The following is an 18,727-nucleotide window of genomic DNA, read 5'->3' as shown; positions in this document are numbered from 1 at the left end:
TTATTCGTTTGAACTCATCACATGTTTAACACGGGTATATTCTTCAAAACCATAGCCAGATAAATCTTTACCATAACCTGATTTTTTGAAGCCGCCGTGTGGCATTTCTGCGGTTAAAGGAATATGCGTGTTAATCCAAACTGTACCGAAATCAAGTTCACGAGAAAGACGAGTGGCGCGGGCATGGTCTTTAGTCCAAACACTTGAAGCTAGGCCATATTCAACATCGTTGGCTTTTTCAATTGCATCATTTTCATCTGTAAATTTTTGAACGGTAATCACTGGCCCAAAAATTTCATTTTGAATTGCTTCATCGTGTTGCTTTAAGCCACTAATAACGGTTGGTTCAAAATAGAAGCCTGGACGGTCTGCTTGTTTTCCACCTGTTTCAACTTTGGCGTGAGCAGGTAAGTTGTCAATAAAGGCTTTAACATTTTTTAATTGGTTGGCATTGTTAAGTGGGCCATAAAGCGCGTCTTGATCATCTGGTTCACCAAAACGGGTATTTTTTGCAGCTTCAACTAACTTGCTTAAAAATTCATCATGAACAGATTCAGCCACAATCACACGCGTTGCCGCCGTACAGTCTTGGCCTGCGTTGAAATAGCCCGTTAATGCAATCATTTCAACTGCTTTGTCGAGGTCAGCATCTTCAAAAACCACTACAGGTGCTTTACCACCAAGCTCAAGATGTGCCTTGGCTAGATTTGCTGCGGCAGAAGCTGCAACTTGTAATCCCGCACGAACTGAACCTGTAATCGAAACGAGAGCAGGGGTTTTATGTGATACAACTTTTGAACCCACCTGAGCTTGGCCTAACACTACGTTAAATGCACCTTTAGGGAAAAATGGTGCAGCAATTTCTGCCAGTAAAAGCGTACTTTCAGGCGTCGTATCACTTGGTTTAAGTACCACGGTATTACCAGCGGATAAAGCTGGAGCAATTTTCCAAACAGCCATCATGAGTGGATAGTTCCAAGGTGTAACTTGCCCAACTACACCGACTGGTTCGCGGCGAATAGAAGAGGTTAAACCTTCTAAATATTCACCTGAAGCAGTGCCATTGAGTAGGCGAGCAGCGCCGGCAAAGAAACGAACCTGATCTGCTGATGCACCCACTTCTTCCGATGCAATTAAGTGTTTTAACTGACCCGTATTACGACTTTGAGCCTCAATTAAACGCTCCGCATTTGCTTCAATAGCATCTGCTAAATTCAGTAATGCTTTTTGACGAGTCGAAGGTGTACTGCGTCCCCAAATTTTAAATGCTTCTTTTGCAGCGGTATAAGCAGCATCAACTTCTGCCTCGGTCGCATTCGGTGATTGTGCATAAACTTCACCAGTCACTGGGCTTACCAAATCGAAGAAATCATTTCCTTTGCTAGCAACATATTCGCCGTTAATGAAGTGTTGTAGTTGAGTTTTAGCCATTTTTTATACCTTGTCCTTAGGTTTTAACATATAACATATAACACTATATGTATTATGTTTTAAATTTTCTGTCAAATGCTTCGATGAGGGAACGAGTGAAAAAAGTTGAAATTTAGATCAAATTGGATTTTAAGTTTTTGATTTGATTGTTTAAAAAATATTAAAAATTTATTGAAGATTTTTAGGAGAAGTTGATTGTCGTACTAGTTCAGTAGATTTGATGAAAGACAATTGAAGAATTTTCTAATCGAGAGCAGCTTGATGAGCCAAACCTTATGCTTAGCCCATCAATTTTTCGTTCTTATTATTTGAAATTAAAGTGAATGATTAGGTCTTATGACTCGCAAGCAGAATGCTGGTTTCACTGTTATAAATACCTGAAATGTTCCTGATTCTTTCTAAAACTTTGTCGAAGTTTTCTAAAGTGTCAGAACGTAGCTCAACCAAAATGTCCCATTTGCCATTGGTTTTATGCAAACATTCCACGGCACTTTCTAGGCGTAGTTCTTTAATCACAGACTGCGCTTTGGTCCCTTCAACCATAATGCTCATCCATGCACGGATGACGTTTCGTTCTGCATTGGGTTTAAACCGTACCGTATATCCGGTAATGATGCCCGAAGACTCCAGATACTCCATTCTCTTCTTGATAGTTGCTCTTGAAACGTGAACTTTTTCGGCTAACTCGGTAACAGACATCCGTGCGTTATCTTTAAGTAAACCTAAAATAATTTGATCAATGTTATCCATATTGTAATTGTCAATTATCAAATTGGTAAAAATTAATTCATTTTTGACTGAATTACAAATTTTGTGAATCAATTTGATTTTGAATAATAGGGGCATCGGTTAAGCCTAATAATTCAATTTAATGGACTAGATAAGATGAATAATTTTGCAGTTTCTCGTAATGACTTTAACGAGTGGATGGTTCCAGTTTTTGCACCGGCAAATTTCATTCCGGTACGTGGCGAAGGTTCACGTATTTGGGATCAAGAAAATAAAGAATATATCGATTTTGCAGGCGGGATTGCAGTAAACGCATTAGGTCATGCGCATCCAGTGGCAGTAAATGCTTTAACAGAACAAGCAACAAAACTTTGGCATGTCGGTAACGGTTATACAAATGAACCCGTTCTACGCCTTGCAAAACAACTCACTGAAAATACATTTGCAGACAAGGTTTTCTTCTGTAACTCAGGTGCAGAAGCGAATGAAGCAGCATTAAAACTAGCTCGTAAAGTTGGACTAGACAGCGGTGTTGCTGGCAAAAGTGGCATTGTGGCATTTAATAATGCGTTCCATGGCCGTACCTTATTTACCGTTTCAGCGGGTGGTCAACCTAAATATTCACAAGACTTTGCACCACTTCCAAATGGCATTAACCATGTTGCTTTTAACGATTTAGAAGCTGCAAAAGCGGTCATTAATGAGCAAACTTGTGCAGTTATTGTTGAGCCGATCCAAGGAGAAGGCGGTGTTATTCCTGCTGACATCGAATTTTTAAAAGGTTTGCGTGACCTGTGTGATGAGTTTGGCGCCTTACTTATTTTTGATGAGGTACAAACTGGTGTAGGCCGTACAGGTGCACTTTATGCCTACATGAACTCTGGTGTTATTCCAGATGTGTTAACGACTGCCAAAGCACTAGGTGGTGGTTTTCCAGTCGGCGCAATGTTAACAACAGATAAGTTTGCTCCGCACTTTTCAGTGGGTACACATGGCACGACTTATGGTGGTAACCCATTAGCGAGCGCGGTAGCCGGTGCAGTCTTTGAGTTTATTAATACGCTTGAAGTGCTGAATGGCGTTAAAGAGCGCCATGACTACTATAAAAATGTTTTAAATAAATTAAATGAAAAATATGAAGTCTTTAAAACGATTCGCGGTGAGGGCTTATTGATTGGTTGTGCATTAAAAGATGAATTCGCTGGTAAAGCAAAAGATATTAATAATCTTGCGGGTGAAGAAGGTTTATTGATTTTGATTGCTGGTCCAAACGTTGTACGTTTTACACCGTCTTTGATTATTCCATTTGCTGATATTGATGAAGGTCTAAAACGCTTTGATCGTGCGCTTGCTCGCTTTGTAGAAATTCAAAAGGATGAACAAGCAGCATGATGATTATTCGTTACATCGAACCTAAAGATGTTAATGACCTTTACCTGTTGGCGCAAAAGGCAGGTTTTGGTTTGACATCTTTGCAGCCAAATATGGAAAAACTTGCTGCTCGTATTGAACGGGCGTGTAAGACAGTCGCAGGCGAACTTCCAAAGGCAGATCAGGTTTACTTATTTGTTTTAGAAGATACTGAACTCAATAAAGTTGTCGGTGTTTGCGGAATTGAAGTTGCACTTGGTTTAAAAGAACCTTGGTATAACTTCCATGTTGGGACACAAGTGCATGCGTCAGAACCGTTAAGTGTTTATAACGCTTTACCTACTTTGTATTTGAGTAATGACCATACTAACTGTAGTGAGCTTTGTACTTTATTTTTAGACCCTGACTATCGCTTAAATAAAAATGGCAAATTTTTATCTAAAGTCCGTTTCTTATTTCTTTCAGCATTTCGTCAATATTTTGAAGAAACGATTGTTGCCGAAATGCGCGGATATTCTGACGCCAATGGGCAGTCACCATTTTGGAATGCCGTAGGTCATAAGTTTTTTAATATCGAATTTACCAAGGCCGATTATTTAAGTGGAGTCGGGCAAAAGGCTTTTATTGCTGAGCTGATGCCAAGACATCCACTCTATGTCGATATGTTGCCGGACGATGCTAAAGCTGCGATTGGCATTGTTCACCCAAATACTCGACCAGCCTACAACCTCTTGCTTGAAGAGGGACTACGCTACAAAGGTTATGTCGATATTTTTGATGGTGGCGCAACGCTGCAAGCAGATATCGAAAATTTACGGGCAATTAAAGAAAGTCAGTCTGTAACGGTCCAAATTGAACAACCTGAAAATATCGCTGTAGGGGATGAAGCTTACATTGTGGCTAATGATGACTATGAAAATTATCGCGCCATTCTTGTGTATAGCAAACCGCACCAAAACATATTGCAGTTAACGAAAGAACAAGCAAAACAATTGAATGTTGAAAATGGCTCTTTAGTTCGGGTGCTAAGTGTTCATGTTAAACAAGTTTCGAGTCCAGAAGTGGTCAATAAACTCAAAGCCACTGAACATTTTCGAATGGCTGTTAATTAAGCGGAAATTACTATACATTTCACCAAATTTAAGAAGGAATACTATATTATCGCTAGCGCAAGATGGGTATATGGATAAATACAATCTTGCTCGCTGAGCTGGAATTAATTAGCCTGTTTTTCTATATAAAAGGTAAATCAATAAAATATTTAATTAATCTATATATTTTAATTATTTATCGGAATTATATTCTGGAGAGCAGATTAATATAATAATGAAGGAAAGGAATGATGAATAATTTTTATTGTTATAGGTGATAGCTTTTAAAAAGGGATTTATAAGGTCTTAAGTAATTTAATAATATCTTTAGAATGGTTTAATGGACTAAATTAATAATCATATAATTTATTTATTATTAAAGCATTTACGACTGTTGCTATAAATTGGAGTAAATATTACATGAGTAAGAATAAAGGAAAGCAGTTCCTGGAAGGAGATCTTCTTGGTAGTCACCATATGACTGAGCAAGAAGAAGAGAAATTGCAGCGCTCATTAACCAATCGTCATATTCAGATGATCGCAATTGGTGGTGCAATTGGTACTGGATTATTTATGGGTTCCGGGAAAACATTAAGTGTTTCGGGTACTTCAATTGTTTTAACCTATTTAATTATTGGTTTCTTCTTTTTCTTCGTGATGCGGGCAATGGGTGAATTGTTGCTTGCGAATACCAATTTTAAAACCTTCGCCGATTTTGCAACGGCTTATCTAGGTCCGTGGGCGGGGTTTTTCCTTGGTTGGTCCTATTGGTGTAACTGGATTATTACTGCGATTGCAGACGTGATTGTGATTGGAGGGTACATGCAGTTTTGGTATCCAGATTTACCCGTTTGGATTCCGGCATTTACATCATTGGCCATCTTAACCATACTCAACTTTGTGGCTGTGCGATTGTTCGGTGAACTTGAGTTTTGGTTTTCACTCATCAAAATTACTGCAATTATTCTGTTTATTTTGGCTGGTATTTATTTAATTAGTACTGGTTTTACCTCTCCAAATGGGGTTAAGGCCTCAATGAGCCATTTGTTTGAAACAGAGTCGATGTTTCCTTATGGTGTAACCGGTTTCTTGGCAGGTTTTCAAATTGCCATATTTGCATTTGTGGGTATTGAGCTTGTCGGTACGACTGCTGCTGAAACCAAAGACCCGCATAAATCACTTCCAAAAGCGATTAACTCTATTCCTTTACGCATTTTATTATTCTATGTAGGCGCGTTGGTTTGTATTATTGCAGTCACATCTTGGGCAAAAGTTTCACCAGAAAAGAGCCCATTTGTGGAAATGTTTACTTTGGTCGGGTTACCAATTGCGGCAGGTTTAATCAACTTTGTTGTTGCGACTTCAGCTTTATCTTCTGCAAACAGTGGAATCTTTGCGACTAGCCGTATGTTATACGGTCTAGCGTTAGATAATGATGCACCTAAAAGCTTTAGTAAGCTATCTAAAAGAAAAGTTCCAATTCGCGGACTCGTATTTTCAATGGCGTGTGTAACGGTTGGTACTTCTATTTTATTTATTGTGCCTAATGTTATGACGGCATTTACGATTATCTCAGCGCTTACTTCAATTTTATGTATTTTTACATTCATGTTGATTGTGCTTTCATATATTTATTATCGTAAGAAAAACCCTGAATTACATACCCAGTCAAAATATAAAATGCCGGGTGGTTTATTTATGGCATGGATGACCATGTTATTTTTAGTGTTTACTATCGTAATTTTAGCTTTGGATCATGATACTTTAATTGCACTTGAGTGCTCACCAATCTGGTTTATTGGTTTGTTTATTGCCTATAAATATAAAAAGAAAAAGATGTTGCAGCTTGATATTTTAAAAGCACAAAAGGTTGATTATATTTAAGTCGATTATAGTTGTTTTTATATTAAAGCTAGGTGGATGCCTAGCTTTTTTATTTTTATAAAATATTGAGATATATATTGTAGTTGTGTAAAATAGTGTGATTATACGTACAATTCTGTCTATAAAATGTTAACTAAGAATTTTATAACTTCTTCCCTTATTCTTTTTGCGGGTTTTCACCAATATGTCTATGCGATTGAAGATGTTTCTTTGCCCAGCCAGGTGCTTCAAGATCAACGTTTAAAAGAGCTTAACCAGCAATTACAAGACCAGCTTGCTCAGCAAACTCCTTATGAAAATACAAAACCATTACAGGATTTTAAGCATTTAGTTGTTGAAGAAAGCCCATGTGTAACGGTTAAAGAAATTAGTCTTATCCCTTTAAATGGTCAGTCGCAGTCTGACTTACAGCAATTTAACTTTGTGGTTAAAGCTATAAAAAAACACCCACAGAATGTTTTGGGTAAATGTATTGGAACCCAAAGTTTACATAACATCGTGAACTATGCCCAAAATGAACTTTTAAAAAAGGGTTTTATTACCAGTCAAATTGTCGTGAGTCCACAAGACTTAAATCAGGGTAATTTAAACCTGAGTGTGCAAATTGGTCGCTTGAATAAAATCATAATTCAGGAAGGTAAAATTTCCTCATTACAGCTTAAGACAGGGTTGCCATTTAAAGCGGGCGACATTGTAAATCTAAAAAAACTCGATCAGGGGCTAGAAAATCTAAAACGTGTCTATGCGGTAGATATGCAAATTACTCCCGCAAGTGCTCAAGATAAAGAATTAACGGGCTATAGCGATTTAATACTCTCTTACAGGGGCATGTTTTACTAAGGTGACTGTAGGCCAGTAATTTTAGATAGTAAATTTTTATTATTTTTTAGAATAAATTAGTTCAATATATGAATGACTTGATATATAAATAGTGTGATAAATATTTATATTAATTGTTGATCAATGAAAATCTACTAAAAAAAGCCTCATTACGAGGCTTTTTTTTATCATCCTTCTTTAATATTTGGATCGCCTTTTTTCAAGAAGAAGCGAATCGCTAACTTTTGTAAAAATGTTCCATAAGGAGGGTGGAAAAGCTGAGTCGGGAAAAACCGATGACGAATAAATACAGTTTTTGCATGTGAAAGTTCGCGGAAACCTTCCTCACCATGATATGACCCCATACCTGAGTTGCCGATACCACCAAAAGGAGCATCGTGGTTAACTACATGCCAACCCCAATCATTGATGGTCACACCGCCCGAATGAGTTTCACGTAAAATACGATCACGTTCTACCGAGCTATGTGTAAAGCAATAAAGTGCTAAAGGTCGTTCATCCGATTTCACATAGGTAATCGCATCATTTAAAGAATCATAAGCTACCACTGGTAAAATAGGGCCAAAGAGTTCTTCTTTCATAATGCGCATATCTGGCGTGCAATTCAGCACAATCTGTACAGGCATTCTGCGACCTTGTTGGTCAAAGCTGTAAGTATCGCAAGGAATAATACGGGCACCTTTTTCTTGTGCATCGGTCAAGATATCTTGAATACGTTTTAAATGGCGGTCATTTACAATCGATGTGTAATTTTCATTGTTTGTGATGTTTTGACCAAACATTTTTATAAAGCTTGATTTTGCAGCATCTACAAACTCATCAATACTTTCTTTGGGAACCAACGCATAGTCAGGTGCTACGCAGATTTGACCACTGTTTGTTGCTTTACCATGCGTAATACGTTTTGCCGCATCGGCAAGCGGGTAGTTGCGGCTTACAATTGCAGGAGATTTACCACCTAACTCAAGTGTAACAGGTGTTAAGTTTTCAGCTGCTGCTCGCATGACGACTTTGCCAATTGCAGGAGAACCCGTAAAGACAATATGATTAAATGGCAAAGAGGTAAATCTTGCTGGGTCTGTAATTTCTTCACCAAAAACCGCCACTTCATCTTCGTTAAAGACTTCAGCCAGCATGCGTCGAAGCATTGCATTAGTATTCGGGGTAATTTCAGGCAGTTTAATCATGACCCGATTGCCCGCAGCTAAAGCTGCAATAAGCGGGCCAAGTGCTAAATAAACGGGGAAGTTCCAAGGAACAATCACACCAACCACGCCTTTAGGTTGGTATTGCACACTTAAACGATTTGATAAAAATAAAAGCTCGGTACGGCGTTTACTTGGACGCATCCAGCGTCGTAAATGATGAATCGCATGATCGGCTTCTAACACAGAGCCAAGCAAATCTAATAGCTTAGATTCATCAAGTGATCTTGAACTAAAATCGGAATTAATCGCAGCAGCTAAAGCATCTTGATAACGGATAATTTGTTTTTTAAGTTGATGCAGTTTTGTGCGGCGTGCTTCAAGACTTGGGTAAGGATCTGCTTCAAAATTGGCACGTTGTTTGGAAAAAATAAGTTCCATATGTTCAGTGGCAGAGCCGCTATATTCTTTTAAGGTGGACTGTTCCATTATTATTCCTTCCATACTTTTGCTTATTATACTTTATGCTTGAAGCGTCATATGGTCGATGTTAAATTGAGACAACAAGAGGTAGTTTAGTGCCATTATGCACGTCACTCTAGGGATGGTGTGAATTAAATGCCTAATAATGTTTATAAAAATACAAATGCGGTTATCAAAGGAAATTATGATAATACATCCTTAGGTTCCAATACATATTTGCTGGGTTTGACCAGTTTATTTGATGAAATGGGTTTGCAAGGCCATTCAATATCAGATGTTTTATCTGGCACAAATATTTCGCCAGATGCGATGAATCAATCCTCTTTATATATTTCCCAAGTCCAAAAAATTCAGCTATTTCAAAATATTCAAAAGCTATCACATGATCCACTCATTGGTCTGCGCGCAGGGCAAAAGCAGCGATTGTCAGATTTTGGAGTATATGGCTATGCGTTATATTCCTCACGTAATTTTAGACAAGCAGTCGAGCTTGGCATTCGACACATTAAGCTTGCAGGGCCTATTTTAAAGAAGTCATTTTATATTCGAGATGATGTTGCCGTTTTTGAAGGGCAGGACATTATTGCACTGGGTAAGCTTTTACCTTTAGTGTGCGAGTTTTGGTTTAGCTCAATGCAAACTTTAATTGAACGGGTACTTGAAGGACCATTTCAAGCGAAGAAGCTTTTATTACCATACCCAGCGCCTGACTATGCAGAAGAATATGAAAAAGTGTTTCGTTGCCCCGTTCAGTTTAATGCTGGGGTGATGCAATGGCATTTTGATTTAAAGTGGCTCGATGTACCTTGCCCAAATGCCAACCCGATTACAGCCGATATGTGTAAGTCGTTTTGTGAGCGGATGCTAGGTGCTGCTGAACTTGAAGAGCCAGAGTTGGTGAAAACGATTCGTTTAATACTATTGGATGGAACGGGGCTTTTTCCATCAGCTCAAGAAATGGCTAAACGTTTACATATCTCAAAGCGGACCTTACATCGGCGTTTGGCAGGTTTTGATTTAACCTATCAAGAATTGTTAGATGAGACTCGGCGCCGTCTTGCTGATGAATATTTGCGAGAGACAACTTTAACTATAGATGAAATTGCTGAGAGAATTGGCTTTTCAGATACTTCTAATTTTAGAAAAGCCTATCGCCATTGGACAGGCATTTCACCAAATGAGTATCGAATACAGTACCTAAATTAGATTAAGGTTTGTTTGTTATTTAAATCGAGAAAGTAACTTTTTCTGCAAAAATGGATTACAGAGCAAAATCGCAAATAAAATAATAAATATGCCGATAATGCTAAACAGATCAGGTAATTCATGCCAAAAAACAAATCCCCAAATTCCTGCAAAAATAATGGCAATATAGTTCATTGGGCCAATTTGGCCAGCTGGGGCTAGGCTATAGGCATAAGACATAAAAAGTTGGCTTATATTTGCTAAAAGTCCTGCGGCAATGAGTAATGCTAGTTCATGCCAAGTGAAAATTCGCCAATGCCAGAACATCGGAATAGAGGAAATTAAACTACCAAAAACACAGAAGTAAAAAACGATACGTTCAGGTGGCTCTGTACTGGTTAAAGCTCTTACGGTGACAAAAGCCATTGCTGATAAAAAGCATGCCCCCAAGCCAATAAAAGACAATGCGTTAAATAGACCTTGGTCGGGTTTAGCGACAAATAAAACCCCAATGAGTCCAATCACAGCGGCAAAAATCATCGATTTAGTAATTTTTTCTTTTAAGAAAAGCCATGCAATAAGTGGAATAAAGATAGGAGATGAGTAACTAAAAACCATGGCATTTGAGAGTTTTAAGTTTGCAATGGCATAGAAAAAACCGTACATTGCGGCAAGACCCACAATACTTCGCCAAGTGTGCATCCAAAGTTTATCGGTTTTAATAAAATCTAAACCTTGTTTAAAGAGCATCGGAATAAAAATAAATAAACCCACTGCATTTCTAAAAAACACGACGGTCGCATTGTCTACTGTTTGTGAAGCAAAACGAATGCACACTCCCATAATGGAAAATAATAATGCTGATGTCATAAGACAAAGCAGCGCTTTTCCAAGTTGAGTTGAGGGGAGATTTGAAGCAGTCTGATTTTGCATAGAGAAATAGAGTTCTTAATTTTCGATGTTATTTTAGCAGCGATGTTAAGTTTTAGTGAAATGTGTCGTAATTAAGATGGGAAATGTGAAAAGATGAGGTGATATGCCTCATCTTTTAAACCTTATTAGGTCACGGGTGCAGGGTTAAATACAGCGAGTGAGTTATGAATACCCCAACGGTCCGACCACGTTTGTTTTTCGCCACTAGCCACTTGTAAAATCAGTTCAAAAAGTTCCCAGCCCACTTCTTCAATAGTCTTCTTTCCAATCGCAATATCGCCAGCACTGATATCAATCAGGTCATACCAACGGTTTGCAATATTGTTTCGGCTTGCCATTTTAATTACAGGTACGGCTGCCAGCCCGTAGGGTGTACCACGACCTGTGGTAAAGACTTGAACAGTAATACCAGATGCCATTTGCTGCGTACCACAGATAAAGTCACTCGAAGGGGTAGCCGCAAAAATTAACCCCTTTTTTGTCGGTCTTTGGCCCGGTGCGAGAACTTCTACAATCGGTGAGCGGCCTGATTTTGCAATTGATCCCATCGCTTTTTCTACAATGTTATTCAGTCCACCTTTTTTATTACCCGGTGTGGTATTGGCACTTCGGTCTACTTGGCCTGCTGCTAAATAGTCATCGTACCATTTCATTTCCCGAATTAGATCTTTGGCAACTTGTTCATTTGCTGCACGTGGAGTAAGTAGGTGAATACCATCGCGGACTTCCGTAACTTCAGAGAACATGACTGTACCGCCACATTGCACAATCAAGTCAGCTGCGAAACCAACGGCAGGGTTAGAGGTAACTCCCGAAAATGCATCACTCCCACCACATTGCATGCCTACAACTAAATTAGAAACTGGAACTTCTTCTCGAGTACGTTGATTAAGCTTTTCAAGGTGTTGTTCTGCTACGGTTAAAATATGGTTGACCATACTTTCAAAACCGTTATGGCGTTCATCTTGCAACTGAATAATATCTTCGTTTGCTAGGGGGATATATTTGTTTTCTTTAGGAATGTTTAGAAGTCGTTCGGGTTGCATTTTTTCGCAGCCTAGACTCACCACCATAATTTCTCCACCAAAATTAGGGTTGAGTGCAAGATTATGAATTGTACGAATAGGAACAATTGCAGCGGGGGCATCGATTGCCACACCACAACCATATAAATGGTTTAATCCGACTACACCATCTACATTTGAATATTTAGGAAGTAAATCACGTTCAATAATTTTAACGACATAATCAACAATACCCTCTACACAGTTAACACTGGTCGTAATACCTAAAATATTCTTTGTGCCGACACTGCCATCTTTATTTTTATAACCTTTAAATGTATATCCGGTCAGTGGAGGAAGCTTAGGATCGGGGCGAGTTGCTAATTCAAGATCATCTAGCTCAGGTGCCTCTGGCATTTGGGTAACGGCTTCATTTACCCATGAACCTGCGGATAAATCTTTATTTGCATAACCAATAATTTCCCCATAACGAACAATTGCTTCACCTTGCTTTAATGACTTTAATAAAACTTTATGTCCCTGTGGCACATGATCAACCAAGATGAGTTGGTATTCTTCAATATGTGTAGAAGGTGGTAAACCGCCGTCATTCACTACAATGGCTACATTATCAAGAGGACTAATTTTTATGAGGAGAGGCTTCAGCATGATCATTCCTTGTATACATTTGAAGAGAGGTCATAACGCTTAAGTTAGTTAAGCGTTATGACTTAAAGTTTTAAGAGGTAGGTTTTAACTCGAAGCGCTGGATTTTGCCCACAATAGCGGTATAGCAAATTACTGCTGCAATCGCATGCACACCGACATAAGTCAATGCAAGGTTGAAAGAACCAGTACTTGCTAAGATATAGCCGATCACAATTGGGGTCACGATTCCTGCCGTATTACCAAACGCATTCATCATTCCTCCTGATAAACCCACCATTTCTTTTGGTGCAACATCAGACATGACTGCCCAACCTAAAGAGCCGATGCCTTTCCCAAAGAAAGATAAGGACATAAAGAATACGATTGCTGCTTGAGAATCGACGTAATTACACATAATAATTGAGGTTGAAACCAAGAATCCGACTACGATAGGTAGCTTTCTTGAAAAGCTTAAGCTGTAATTCATTCGAATTAACTTATCTGAAATCAAGCCACCTAAAATTCCACCTACAAAGCCGCAGAGTGCAGGTGCAACTGCTGCAAAACCTGCTTCTAAAATGCTGAGATGTCTTTCTTTGACAAGGTAAACAGGGAACCAAGTCAAGAAAAAATAGGTCAGTGTATTTACACAATATTGTCCAATAAAGATACCGAGCATCATACGTGAAGCAAGCAGCTGCTTAACTTTGCTCAAAGTAATTTTCTCTTTTTTACTATTTTGGCTATTTTCACCCATGTCGAGTAAAGCACCTTCTGAAGCAATATATTTTACTTCTTCGGGATTTACTGTTGGATGATTGGTCGGGCTATAAATGACCTTAAGCCAGATAAAGGAAAGAATGATTCCGAGACCACCCATGACCCAGAAAATAGACTGCCAGTGGACGGTTGCAACAAGCCAACCCATTAGGGGAGCAAAAAGTACGGTTGAGAAATAAGAGGATGAGTTAAAAATGGCAGCGGCAGTTCCACGTTCTTTGGTTGGAAACCATGCGGCAGCAATTTTACTGTTACCCGGAAAAGCAGGCGACTCAGACAAACCAACTAAAAATCTGAGTACAAAGAGTGAAGTAATGATGGTCGCAGTATCACCTAAAATGTCGGTAAAACCGATTAAAACCGTGAATAACGACCATAAAAATAGACTCCAGAAATATACACGGCGAGCACCAAACTTATCGAGTAGCCAACCACCTGGAATTTGACCAATTACATAGGCCCATGCAAAGGCCGAGAAAATATAACCCATGGTGACTGAGTCGATTCCCAGCTCATGAGAGATTGGCGTTGCAGCCATTGAAAGGGTTGCACGATCACCGTAATTAAAAGCCGTGACCAAAAAAATCATCGCAAGAATGTAGTAGCGAGTTTTTGTATGTTTGGCTCTTTGCTGAGTCACTACAGCAATATTTGTTTGCAGATTATCCATATACAAACTCTTTTTAATAATCGACCTATTTGCATATCCGTGAAATAGGTGACGTCATGTCAAATTCATCGATAGAATAGATGAGAAAACGGAATTTTGTATCTACTCTATAGTCCTAGTTCTAAAACCGCGTCTTTAGATGTATGACATCATATGATTAAAAATATTATTTTGGCAAGTAGGGTCGAAAAATAATTTTTATGCGGGTTTATATTGACAAGTTGTCTGATGTCTTATAAGTTTTGGTAATGAAAAAATAGTATCAGAATGCCAAGGAGTATTTTAATGGCGACCTCTACACCTATCGTTAAATCAATTCGAGCAATTCCTGTTGCTGGACATGACAGCATGCTGCTCAATTTGAGTGGTGCTCATGGACCTTATTTCACTCGTAATATACTTATTATCGAAGATAATTCTGGAAATATTGGTGTAGGTGAAATTCCGGGTGGAGAAAAAATTTTAGCGACGTTAAATGATGCTAAAGCCTTGGTAGAAGGGCAGCCGATTGGCGAATATAAAAATCTACTTAAAAAAATTCAACAAACTTTTGCTGATCGTGACAGTGGGGGGCGAGGCAACCAAACCTTTGATTTACGTACCACAATTCATGTTGTAACGGCTTATGAGTCAGCATTACTTGATTTGCTGGGCAAGCATTTAAATGTGAATGTCGCAAGCTTACTAGGTGAAGGCCAGCAACGTAGTGAAGTTGAAGTTTTAGGATATTTATTCTTTATCGGTGACCGAAAACAGACTTCATTAGACTATGCGACTACACCTCAGCATAACCATGACTGGTATAAAGTCCGTCATGAAAAAGCGTTAACACCTGAGGCTGTACAGCGTTTAGCAGAAGCATCTTATGATCGTTATGGATTTAAAGACTTTAAGCTAAAAGGTGGCGTGTTACAGGGCGAACAAGAAGCCGAAGCTGTTACAGCCATCGCGCGCCGTTTTCCAGAAGCGCGTGTAACGCTTGATCCAAACGGAGCATGGTTTTTAGATGAAGCCATTGCTTTAGGTAAACACCTTAAAGGGGTGCTGGCCTATGCAGAAGACCCATGCGGTGCAGAACAAGGTTATTCAAGCCGTGAAATTATGGCCGAGTTTAAACGTGCAACAGGCTTACCCACTGCGACCAATATGATTGCTACGGACTGGCGAGAAATGTCGCATAGTATTCAATTGCAAGCTGTTGATATTCCTTTGGCTGATCCACATTTTTGGACATTGGAAGGCTCGGTTCGAGTGTCGCAGCTCTGCAATATGTACAATTTAACGTGGGGTTCGCATTCTAATAATCACTTTGATATTTCACTTGCGATGTTTACCCATGTTGCTGCCGCCGCGGTAGGTAAGGTTACGGCAATTGATACACACTGGATTTGGCAAGAAGGTACAGATCAGCTAACGAAAGCGCCGCTTGAAATTAAAGACGGTAAAATTCAGGTGCCAACAGCACCAGGACTTGGGGTTGAGCTGGACTGGGATCGAATTAATCAAGCCCATGAACTGTATAAATTAAAAGGTTTAGGAGCTCGTAATGATGCCGATGCGATGCAATTTTTAATACCAAATTGGTCGTTTAATAATAAAAAGCCGTGTTTGGTTCGTTAATGTTTTACCGATATCTTTGAAAAATTCGCTTTTTGAGTTTTCTTAATGCTTTGCTGTCCATATGGGCAGCTTTTTTTATGTCTAACGATTAGTCCTAATATTGAGAGTTTTTAAAGATGTTTTATAAAACAATAGGTTAAATTATTTTAGATAATGAACTTTGATCTTTTTAAAAAATTTAATTTTCCAGAGGAAAAATATATTGATTAAAATAAAATTTATGATGTAAGATGTCTGACAAAATAAACATGTATGGATATTTTCTAATGGATGCTCTTGAGTTAAAAAACATTGTTTCTGATGGCCTTCTTTCTTTTCCGGTTACTGACTTTGACCAAAATGGGGACTTTAATAAATCTTCTTATGCAAAACGTCTTGAATGGTTAGCGCCTTATGGTGCAAGTGCATTATTTGCTGCGGGTGGTACAGGCGAGTTTTTCTCGTTAACTGGAAGTGAATACTCTGACGTGATTAAAACAGCTGTCGATACTTGTAAAGGTAGTGTACCGATTATTGCTGGGGCAGGTGGTCCGACACGTCAGGCGATTGAACAGGCAAAAGAAGCAGAGCGCTTAGGTGCACACGGTATTTTGTTAATGCCGCATTACTTAACTGAAGCAAGCCAAGAAGGTTTGATCGAACACGTTAAGCAAGTATGTAACTCAGTAGACTTTGGCGTAATTTTTTATAACCGTAGCGTTTCAAGATTAAATCTCGATTCAATCCAAAAGTTAGCCGAGATGTGCCCGAACTTAATCGGCTTTAAAGACAGCTCTGGTCAAATCGATATGATGACAGCAGTGACTCAGACTATGGGTGATCGTTTGTCATATTTAGGTGGTTTACCAACAGCAGAAGTTTTTGCAGCGCCATATAAAGCCTTAGGTTGCCCAGTTTATTCATCAGCTGTATTTAATTTTATTCCAAAGACTGCTATGGAGTTTTATAACGCGCTTCGCAGTGATGACTTTGAAACAACCAATCGTTTGATTAAAGATTTCTTCTTGCCATTGATTAAAATTCGCGACCGTAAATCAGGTTATGCGGTAAGCATGATTAAAGCAGGTGCCAAAATTATTGGACATGATGCAGGTCCAGTACGTCCGCCATTAAGTGATTTAACTCAAGCAGACTATGAAGATTTGGCTGCGCTCATTGCGACACTTGGTCCGCAATAATTCTAACTATTTAGGTATTGGAGCTTTAAAATGAGTAAAAATAACGGTCGGCAGTTTATTAATGGTCAACGTGTTGCTGCAAATGCGCCAGCTCTAGAAAGTATAGCTGCAAAAGACTATGAGCCAACAGGTTATGTATTTAGTCAGGCGACCCTTGAAGAAGTGGATCAAGCTGCTCAAGCTGCACATAACGCTTTTTTAGTTTATAGCCAAACTTCTCAAGAGCAACGTGCCTCTTTTCTTGAAGAAATTGCTCGCCAAATTGAAGTATTAGGTGCGAACCTGCAAGAAGTCGCTTCACTTGAAACAGGCTTACCACTTGCTCGTCTTCAAGGAGAGACAGGCCGTGTTACTGGTCAGCTTCGACTGTTTGCTGAACTTTTACGCCGTGGCGATTTTTATGGTGCTCGTATTGATGTGGCATTACCAGAACGTAAGCCTTTGCCGCGTGTTGATTTGCGTCAATATAAAGTTGGGGTAGGACCGGTTGCTGTGTTTGGCGCGAGTAATTTCCCACTTGCATTTTCAACTGCAGGCGGTGATACCGTAGCTGCTTTAGCAGCAGGGTGTCCGGTTGTCTTTAAAGCACACTCTGGCCATATGGCAACTGCTGAGCTTGTTGCAGAAGCCATTGAAAAAGCAATCGAAGTTTGCGATATGCCTAAAGGCACATTCAATATGATTTTTGGCGGCCGTATTGGCGCAAACTTGGTAGAACATCCACTGATTCAGGCAGCTGGTTTTACGGGTTCTCTTGAAGGTGGAATGGCACTTTATAACCTTGCGCAGAGCCGTCCTCAGCCAATTCCATTCTTTGCTGAAATGTCGAGTGTGAACCCTGTAGTGGTTTTATCTCAAGCGCTGAATTCTCGTGGTGAACAAATCGCACAAGATACGGTTGCCTCATTTAATATGGGATGTGGTCAGTTCTGTACAAAACCAGGGTTAATTTTAGGCGTACAAGGTCCTGAATTTGACAGTTTCGTAGCAGCTTTAGCTGAAAGCACGCAAAAAGCTGTGCCTCAGGTCATGTTGAATGAAGGAACTTTAAAAAGCTACCGTCAAGGTATTGATGCTCTAAACAGTGAAGCTGGTTTTGAAGTTATTGCGACAGGACAAGAGGCCGAGCTAGTTTCTCAAGCAAAAGCACATCTATTTAAAGCGGATCAATCTGTTTTATTGTCAAGCAACCCAAAACTACAACATGAAGTTTTCGGGCCAATGTCGATTGTGATTGGCGTAGAGGATGAAGCGACTTTGTTAAAAGGGATCGAGGCTTTAGGTGGACAGCTTACGGCAACCATTATTGGTGATGAAAATGAGTTGTCTGAAGCAGGCGAGCTTCTTCATTTGCTAACCGGTAAAGCTGGCCGTGTATTGTTTAACGGTTTCCCGACAGGAGTTGAAGTGTCTGATGCAATGGTGCATGGTGGTCCTTTCCCTGCAACCAGTGATGCACGCGGAACTTCGGTGGGTACGGGAGCGATTGAGCGTTTCTTGCGTCCGGTATGTTTCCAAAATACCCCACAAGTTTTATTACCCGATGCATTAAAAGATAGTAATCCACTACAGATTACTCGTCTGGTCAATGGGCAATTAACTCAGGCTCAAATTTAAAAGTTGTGCAGCTCAATCAATGGTATTGAGCTGCATATTTTTTAACTTATTCAACGCATTATTAAATATCAACAGAAGCATAAGTTGCTTACTTTTTAAATATGTGTGAGGGTTTGAT

The 18,727-nt window shown here is 39.3% G+C and carries 13 protein-coding genes and 1 pseudogene; 8 read left to right on the top strand and 6 right to left on the bottom strand.

The genetic code is table 11. The features are described from left to right. Positions 1-1,431 carry a gamma-aminobutyraldehyde dehydrogenase gene (locus B806_RS0112890; RefSeq protein ID WP_017403131.1) on the bottom strand — a complete coding sequence of 477 codons (1,431 nt, stop codon included), beginning with the start codon at positions 1,429-1,431 and terminating at the stop codon, positions 1-3. A 327-nt stretch (positions 1,432-1,758) separates the two neighbouring features. Beyond that, positions 1,759-2,181, bottom strand: coding sequence for an Lrp/AsnC family transcriptional regulator (locus B806_RS0112885; RefSeq protein WP_002001056.1), 423 nt, complete (start codon positions 2,179-2,181; stop codon positions 1,759-1,761). A 135-nt stretch (positions 2,182-2,316) separates the two neighbouring features. On the opposite strand from B806_RS0112885, the gene B806_RS0112880 reads away from it, so the two are divergent. The 4 genes and pseudogenes from B806_RS0112880 to B806_RS0112865 all read left to right on the top strand — a co-directional run. Then, complete coding sequence (locus B806_RS0112880; protein WP_017387193.1) at positions 2,317-3,552, top strand: aspartate aminotransferase family protein; 1,236 nt, start codon at positions 2,317-2,319, stop codon at positions 3,550-3,552. After that, positions 3,549-4,643, top strand: coding sequence for an arginine N-succinyltransferase (astA, locus tag B806_RS0112875; RefSeq protein WP_017387194.1), 1,095 nt, complete (start codon positions 3,549-3,551; stop codon positions 4,641-4,643). Before B806_RS0112880 ends, astA begins: the two co-directional genes overlap by 4 nt. A 399-nt stretch (positions 4,644-5,042) precedes the next feature. Further along, entirely contained in the window at positions 5,043-6,506 is a 1,464-nt protein-coding gene (locus B806_RS0112870; protein ID WP_017387195.1) for an amino acid permease, read from the top strand. 126 nt (positions 6,507-6,632) lie between these two features. Beyond that, positions 6,633-7,322: pseudogene (locus tag B806_RS0112865) on the top strand (POTRA domain-containing protein); the annotation flags it as partial. Between the two features lie 191 nt (positions 7,323-7,513). Here the strand turns inward: B806_RS0112865 and B806_RS0112860 are convergent. Continuing rightward, the gene (locus B806_RS0112860; protein WP_017386403.1) at positions 7,514-8,980 is read right to left on the bottom strand and encodes a coniferyl aldehyde dehydrogenase; all 1,467 of its coding nucleotides are present in this window, start codon (positions 8,978-8,980) and stop codon (positions 7,514-7,516) included. Positions 8,981-9,109: 129 nt separating this feature from the next. On the opposite strand from B806_RS0112860, the gene B806_RS0112855 reads away from it, so the two are divergent. Next, on the top strand, positions 9,110-10,180 hold the full coding sequence (locus tag B806_RS0112855; protein WP_017403129.1) for an AraC family transcriptional regulator: 1,071 nt from the start codon (positions 9,110-9,112) through the stop codon (positions 10,178-10,180). 15 nt (positions 10,181-10,195) lie between these two features. Here the strand turns inward: B806_RS0112855 and B806_RS0112850 are convergent, their stop codons facing one another. From B806_RS0112850 to B806_RS0112840, 3 genes are all read right to left on the bottom strand, one after another. Continuing rightward, the gene (locus tag B806_RS0112850; protein WP_001181015.1) at positions 10,196-11,092 is read right to left on the bottom strand and encodes a DMT family transporter; all 897 of its coding nucleotides are present in this window, start codon (positions 11,090-11,092) and stop codon (positions 10,196-10,198) included. Positions 11,093-11,217: 125 nt separating this feature from the next. Continuing rightward, entirely contained in the window at positions 11,218-12,765 is a 1,548-nt protein-coding gene (gene garD / locus B806_RS0112845) for a galactarate dehydratase (RefSeq protein ID WP_017386401.1), read from the bottom strand. A gap of 70 nt (positions 12,766-12,835) precedes the next feature. Then, on the bottom strand, positions 12,836-14,194 hold the full coding sequence (locus B806_RS0112840; protein WP_017403128.1) for an MFS transporter: 1,359 nt from the start codon (positions 14,192-14,194) through the stop codon (positions 12,836-12,838). Positions 14,195-14,479: 285 nt separating this feature from the next. Here B806_RS0112840 and gudD point away from each other — a divergent pair, with 285 nt between their 5' ends. The 3 genes from gudD (at position 14,480) to B806_RS0112825 (ending at position 18,609) form a co-directional block, all read left to right on the top strand. Further along, on the top strand, positions 14,480-15,814 hold the full coding sequence (gudD, locus tag B806_RS0112835) for a glucarate dehydratase (RefSeq protein ID WP_009387747.1): 1,335 nt from the start codon (positions 14,480-14,482) through the stop codon (positions 15,812-15,814). A 266-nt stretch (positions 15,815-16,080) separates the two neighbouring features. Next, positions 16,081-16,992 carry a 5-dehydro-4-deoxyglucarate dehydratase gene (gene kdgD / locus B806_RS0112830; protein ID WP_005077071.1) on the top strand — a complete coding sequence of 304 codons (912 nt, stop codon included), beginning with the start codon at positions 16,081-16,083 and terminating at the stop codon, positions 16,990-16,992. Positions 16,993-17,022: 30 nt separating this feature from the next. Continuing rightward, positions 17,023-18,609, top strand: a complete 1,587-nt coding sequence (locus tag B806_RS0112825; RefSeq protein ID WP_017386399.1) for an aldehyde dehydrogenase (NADP(+)) — start codon at positions 17,023-17,025, stop codon at positions 18,607-18,609. Positions 18,610-18,727 lie beyond the last annotated feature (118 nt).

Source organism: Acinetobacter sp. TG2027 (assembly GCF_000302435.1).
Classification (GTDB): Bacteria; Pseudomonadota; Gammaproteobacteria; order Pseudomonadales; family Moraxellaceae; genus Acinetobacter; species Acinetobacter pittii.
The sequence above is the reverse complement of the archived record's forward strand: the minus strand, read 5'-3'. Positions and strand labels throughout refer to the sequence as shown.

Coding starts and splice junctions, on each gene's coding strand:
- B806_RS0112890 (WP_017403131.1), bottom strand. CDS start 1,431: ATGGCTAAAACTCAACTACAACACTTCATTAACGGCGAATATGTTGCT.
- B806_RS0112885 (WP_002001056.1), bottom strand. CDS start 2,181: ATGGATAACATTGATCAAATTATTTTAGGTTTACTTAAAGATAACGCA.
- B806_RS0112880 (WP_017387193.1), top strand. CDS start 2,317: ATGAATAATTTTGCAGTTTCTCGTAATGACTTTAACGAGTGGATGGTT.
- astA (WP_017387194.1), top strand. CDS start 3,549: ATGATGATTATTCGTTACATCGAACCTAAAGATGTTAATGACCTTTAC.
- B806_RS0112870 (WP_017387195.1), top strand. CDS start 5,043: ATGAGTAAGAATAAAGGAAAGCAGTTCCTGGAAGGAGATCTTCTTGGT.
- B806_RS0112860 (WP_017386403.1), bottom strand. CDS start 8,980: ATGGAACAGTCCACCTTAAAAGAATATAGCGGCTCTGCCACTGAACAT.
- B806_RS0112855 (WP_017403129.1), top strand. CDS start 9,110: ATGCCTAATAATGTTTATAAAAATACAAATGCGGTTATCAAAGGAAAT.
- B806_RS0112850 (WP_001181015.1), bottom strand. CDS start 11,092: ATGCAAAATCAGACTGCTTCAAATCTCCCCTCAACTCAACTTGGAAAA.
- garD (WP_017386401.1), bottom strand. CDS start 12,765: ATGCTGAAGCCTCTCCTCATAAAAATTAGTCCTCTTGATAATGTAGCC.
- B806_RS0112840 (WP_017403128.1), bottom strand. CDS start 14,194: ATGGATAATCTGCAAACAAATATTGCTGTAGTGACTCAGCAAAGAGCC.
- gudD (WP_009387747.1), top strand. CDS start 14,480: ATGGCGACCTCTACACCTATCGTTAAATCAATTCGAGCAATTCCTGTT.
- kdgD (WP_005077071.1), top strand. CDS start 16,081: ATGGATGCTCTTGAGTTAAAAAACATTGTTTCTGATGGCCTTCTTTCT.
- B806_RS0112825 (WP_017386399.1), top strand. CDS start 17,023: ATGAGTAAAAATAACGGTCGGCAGTTTATTAATGGTCAACGTGTTGCT.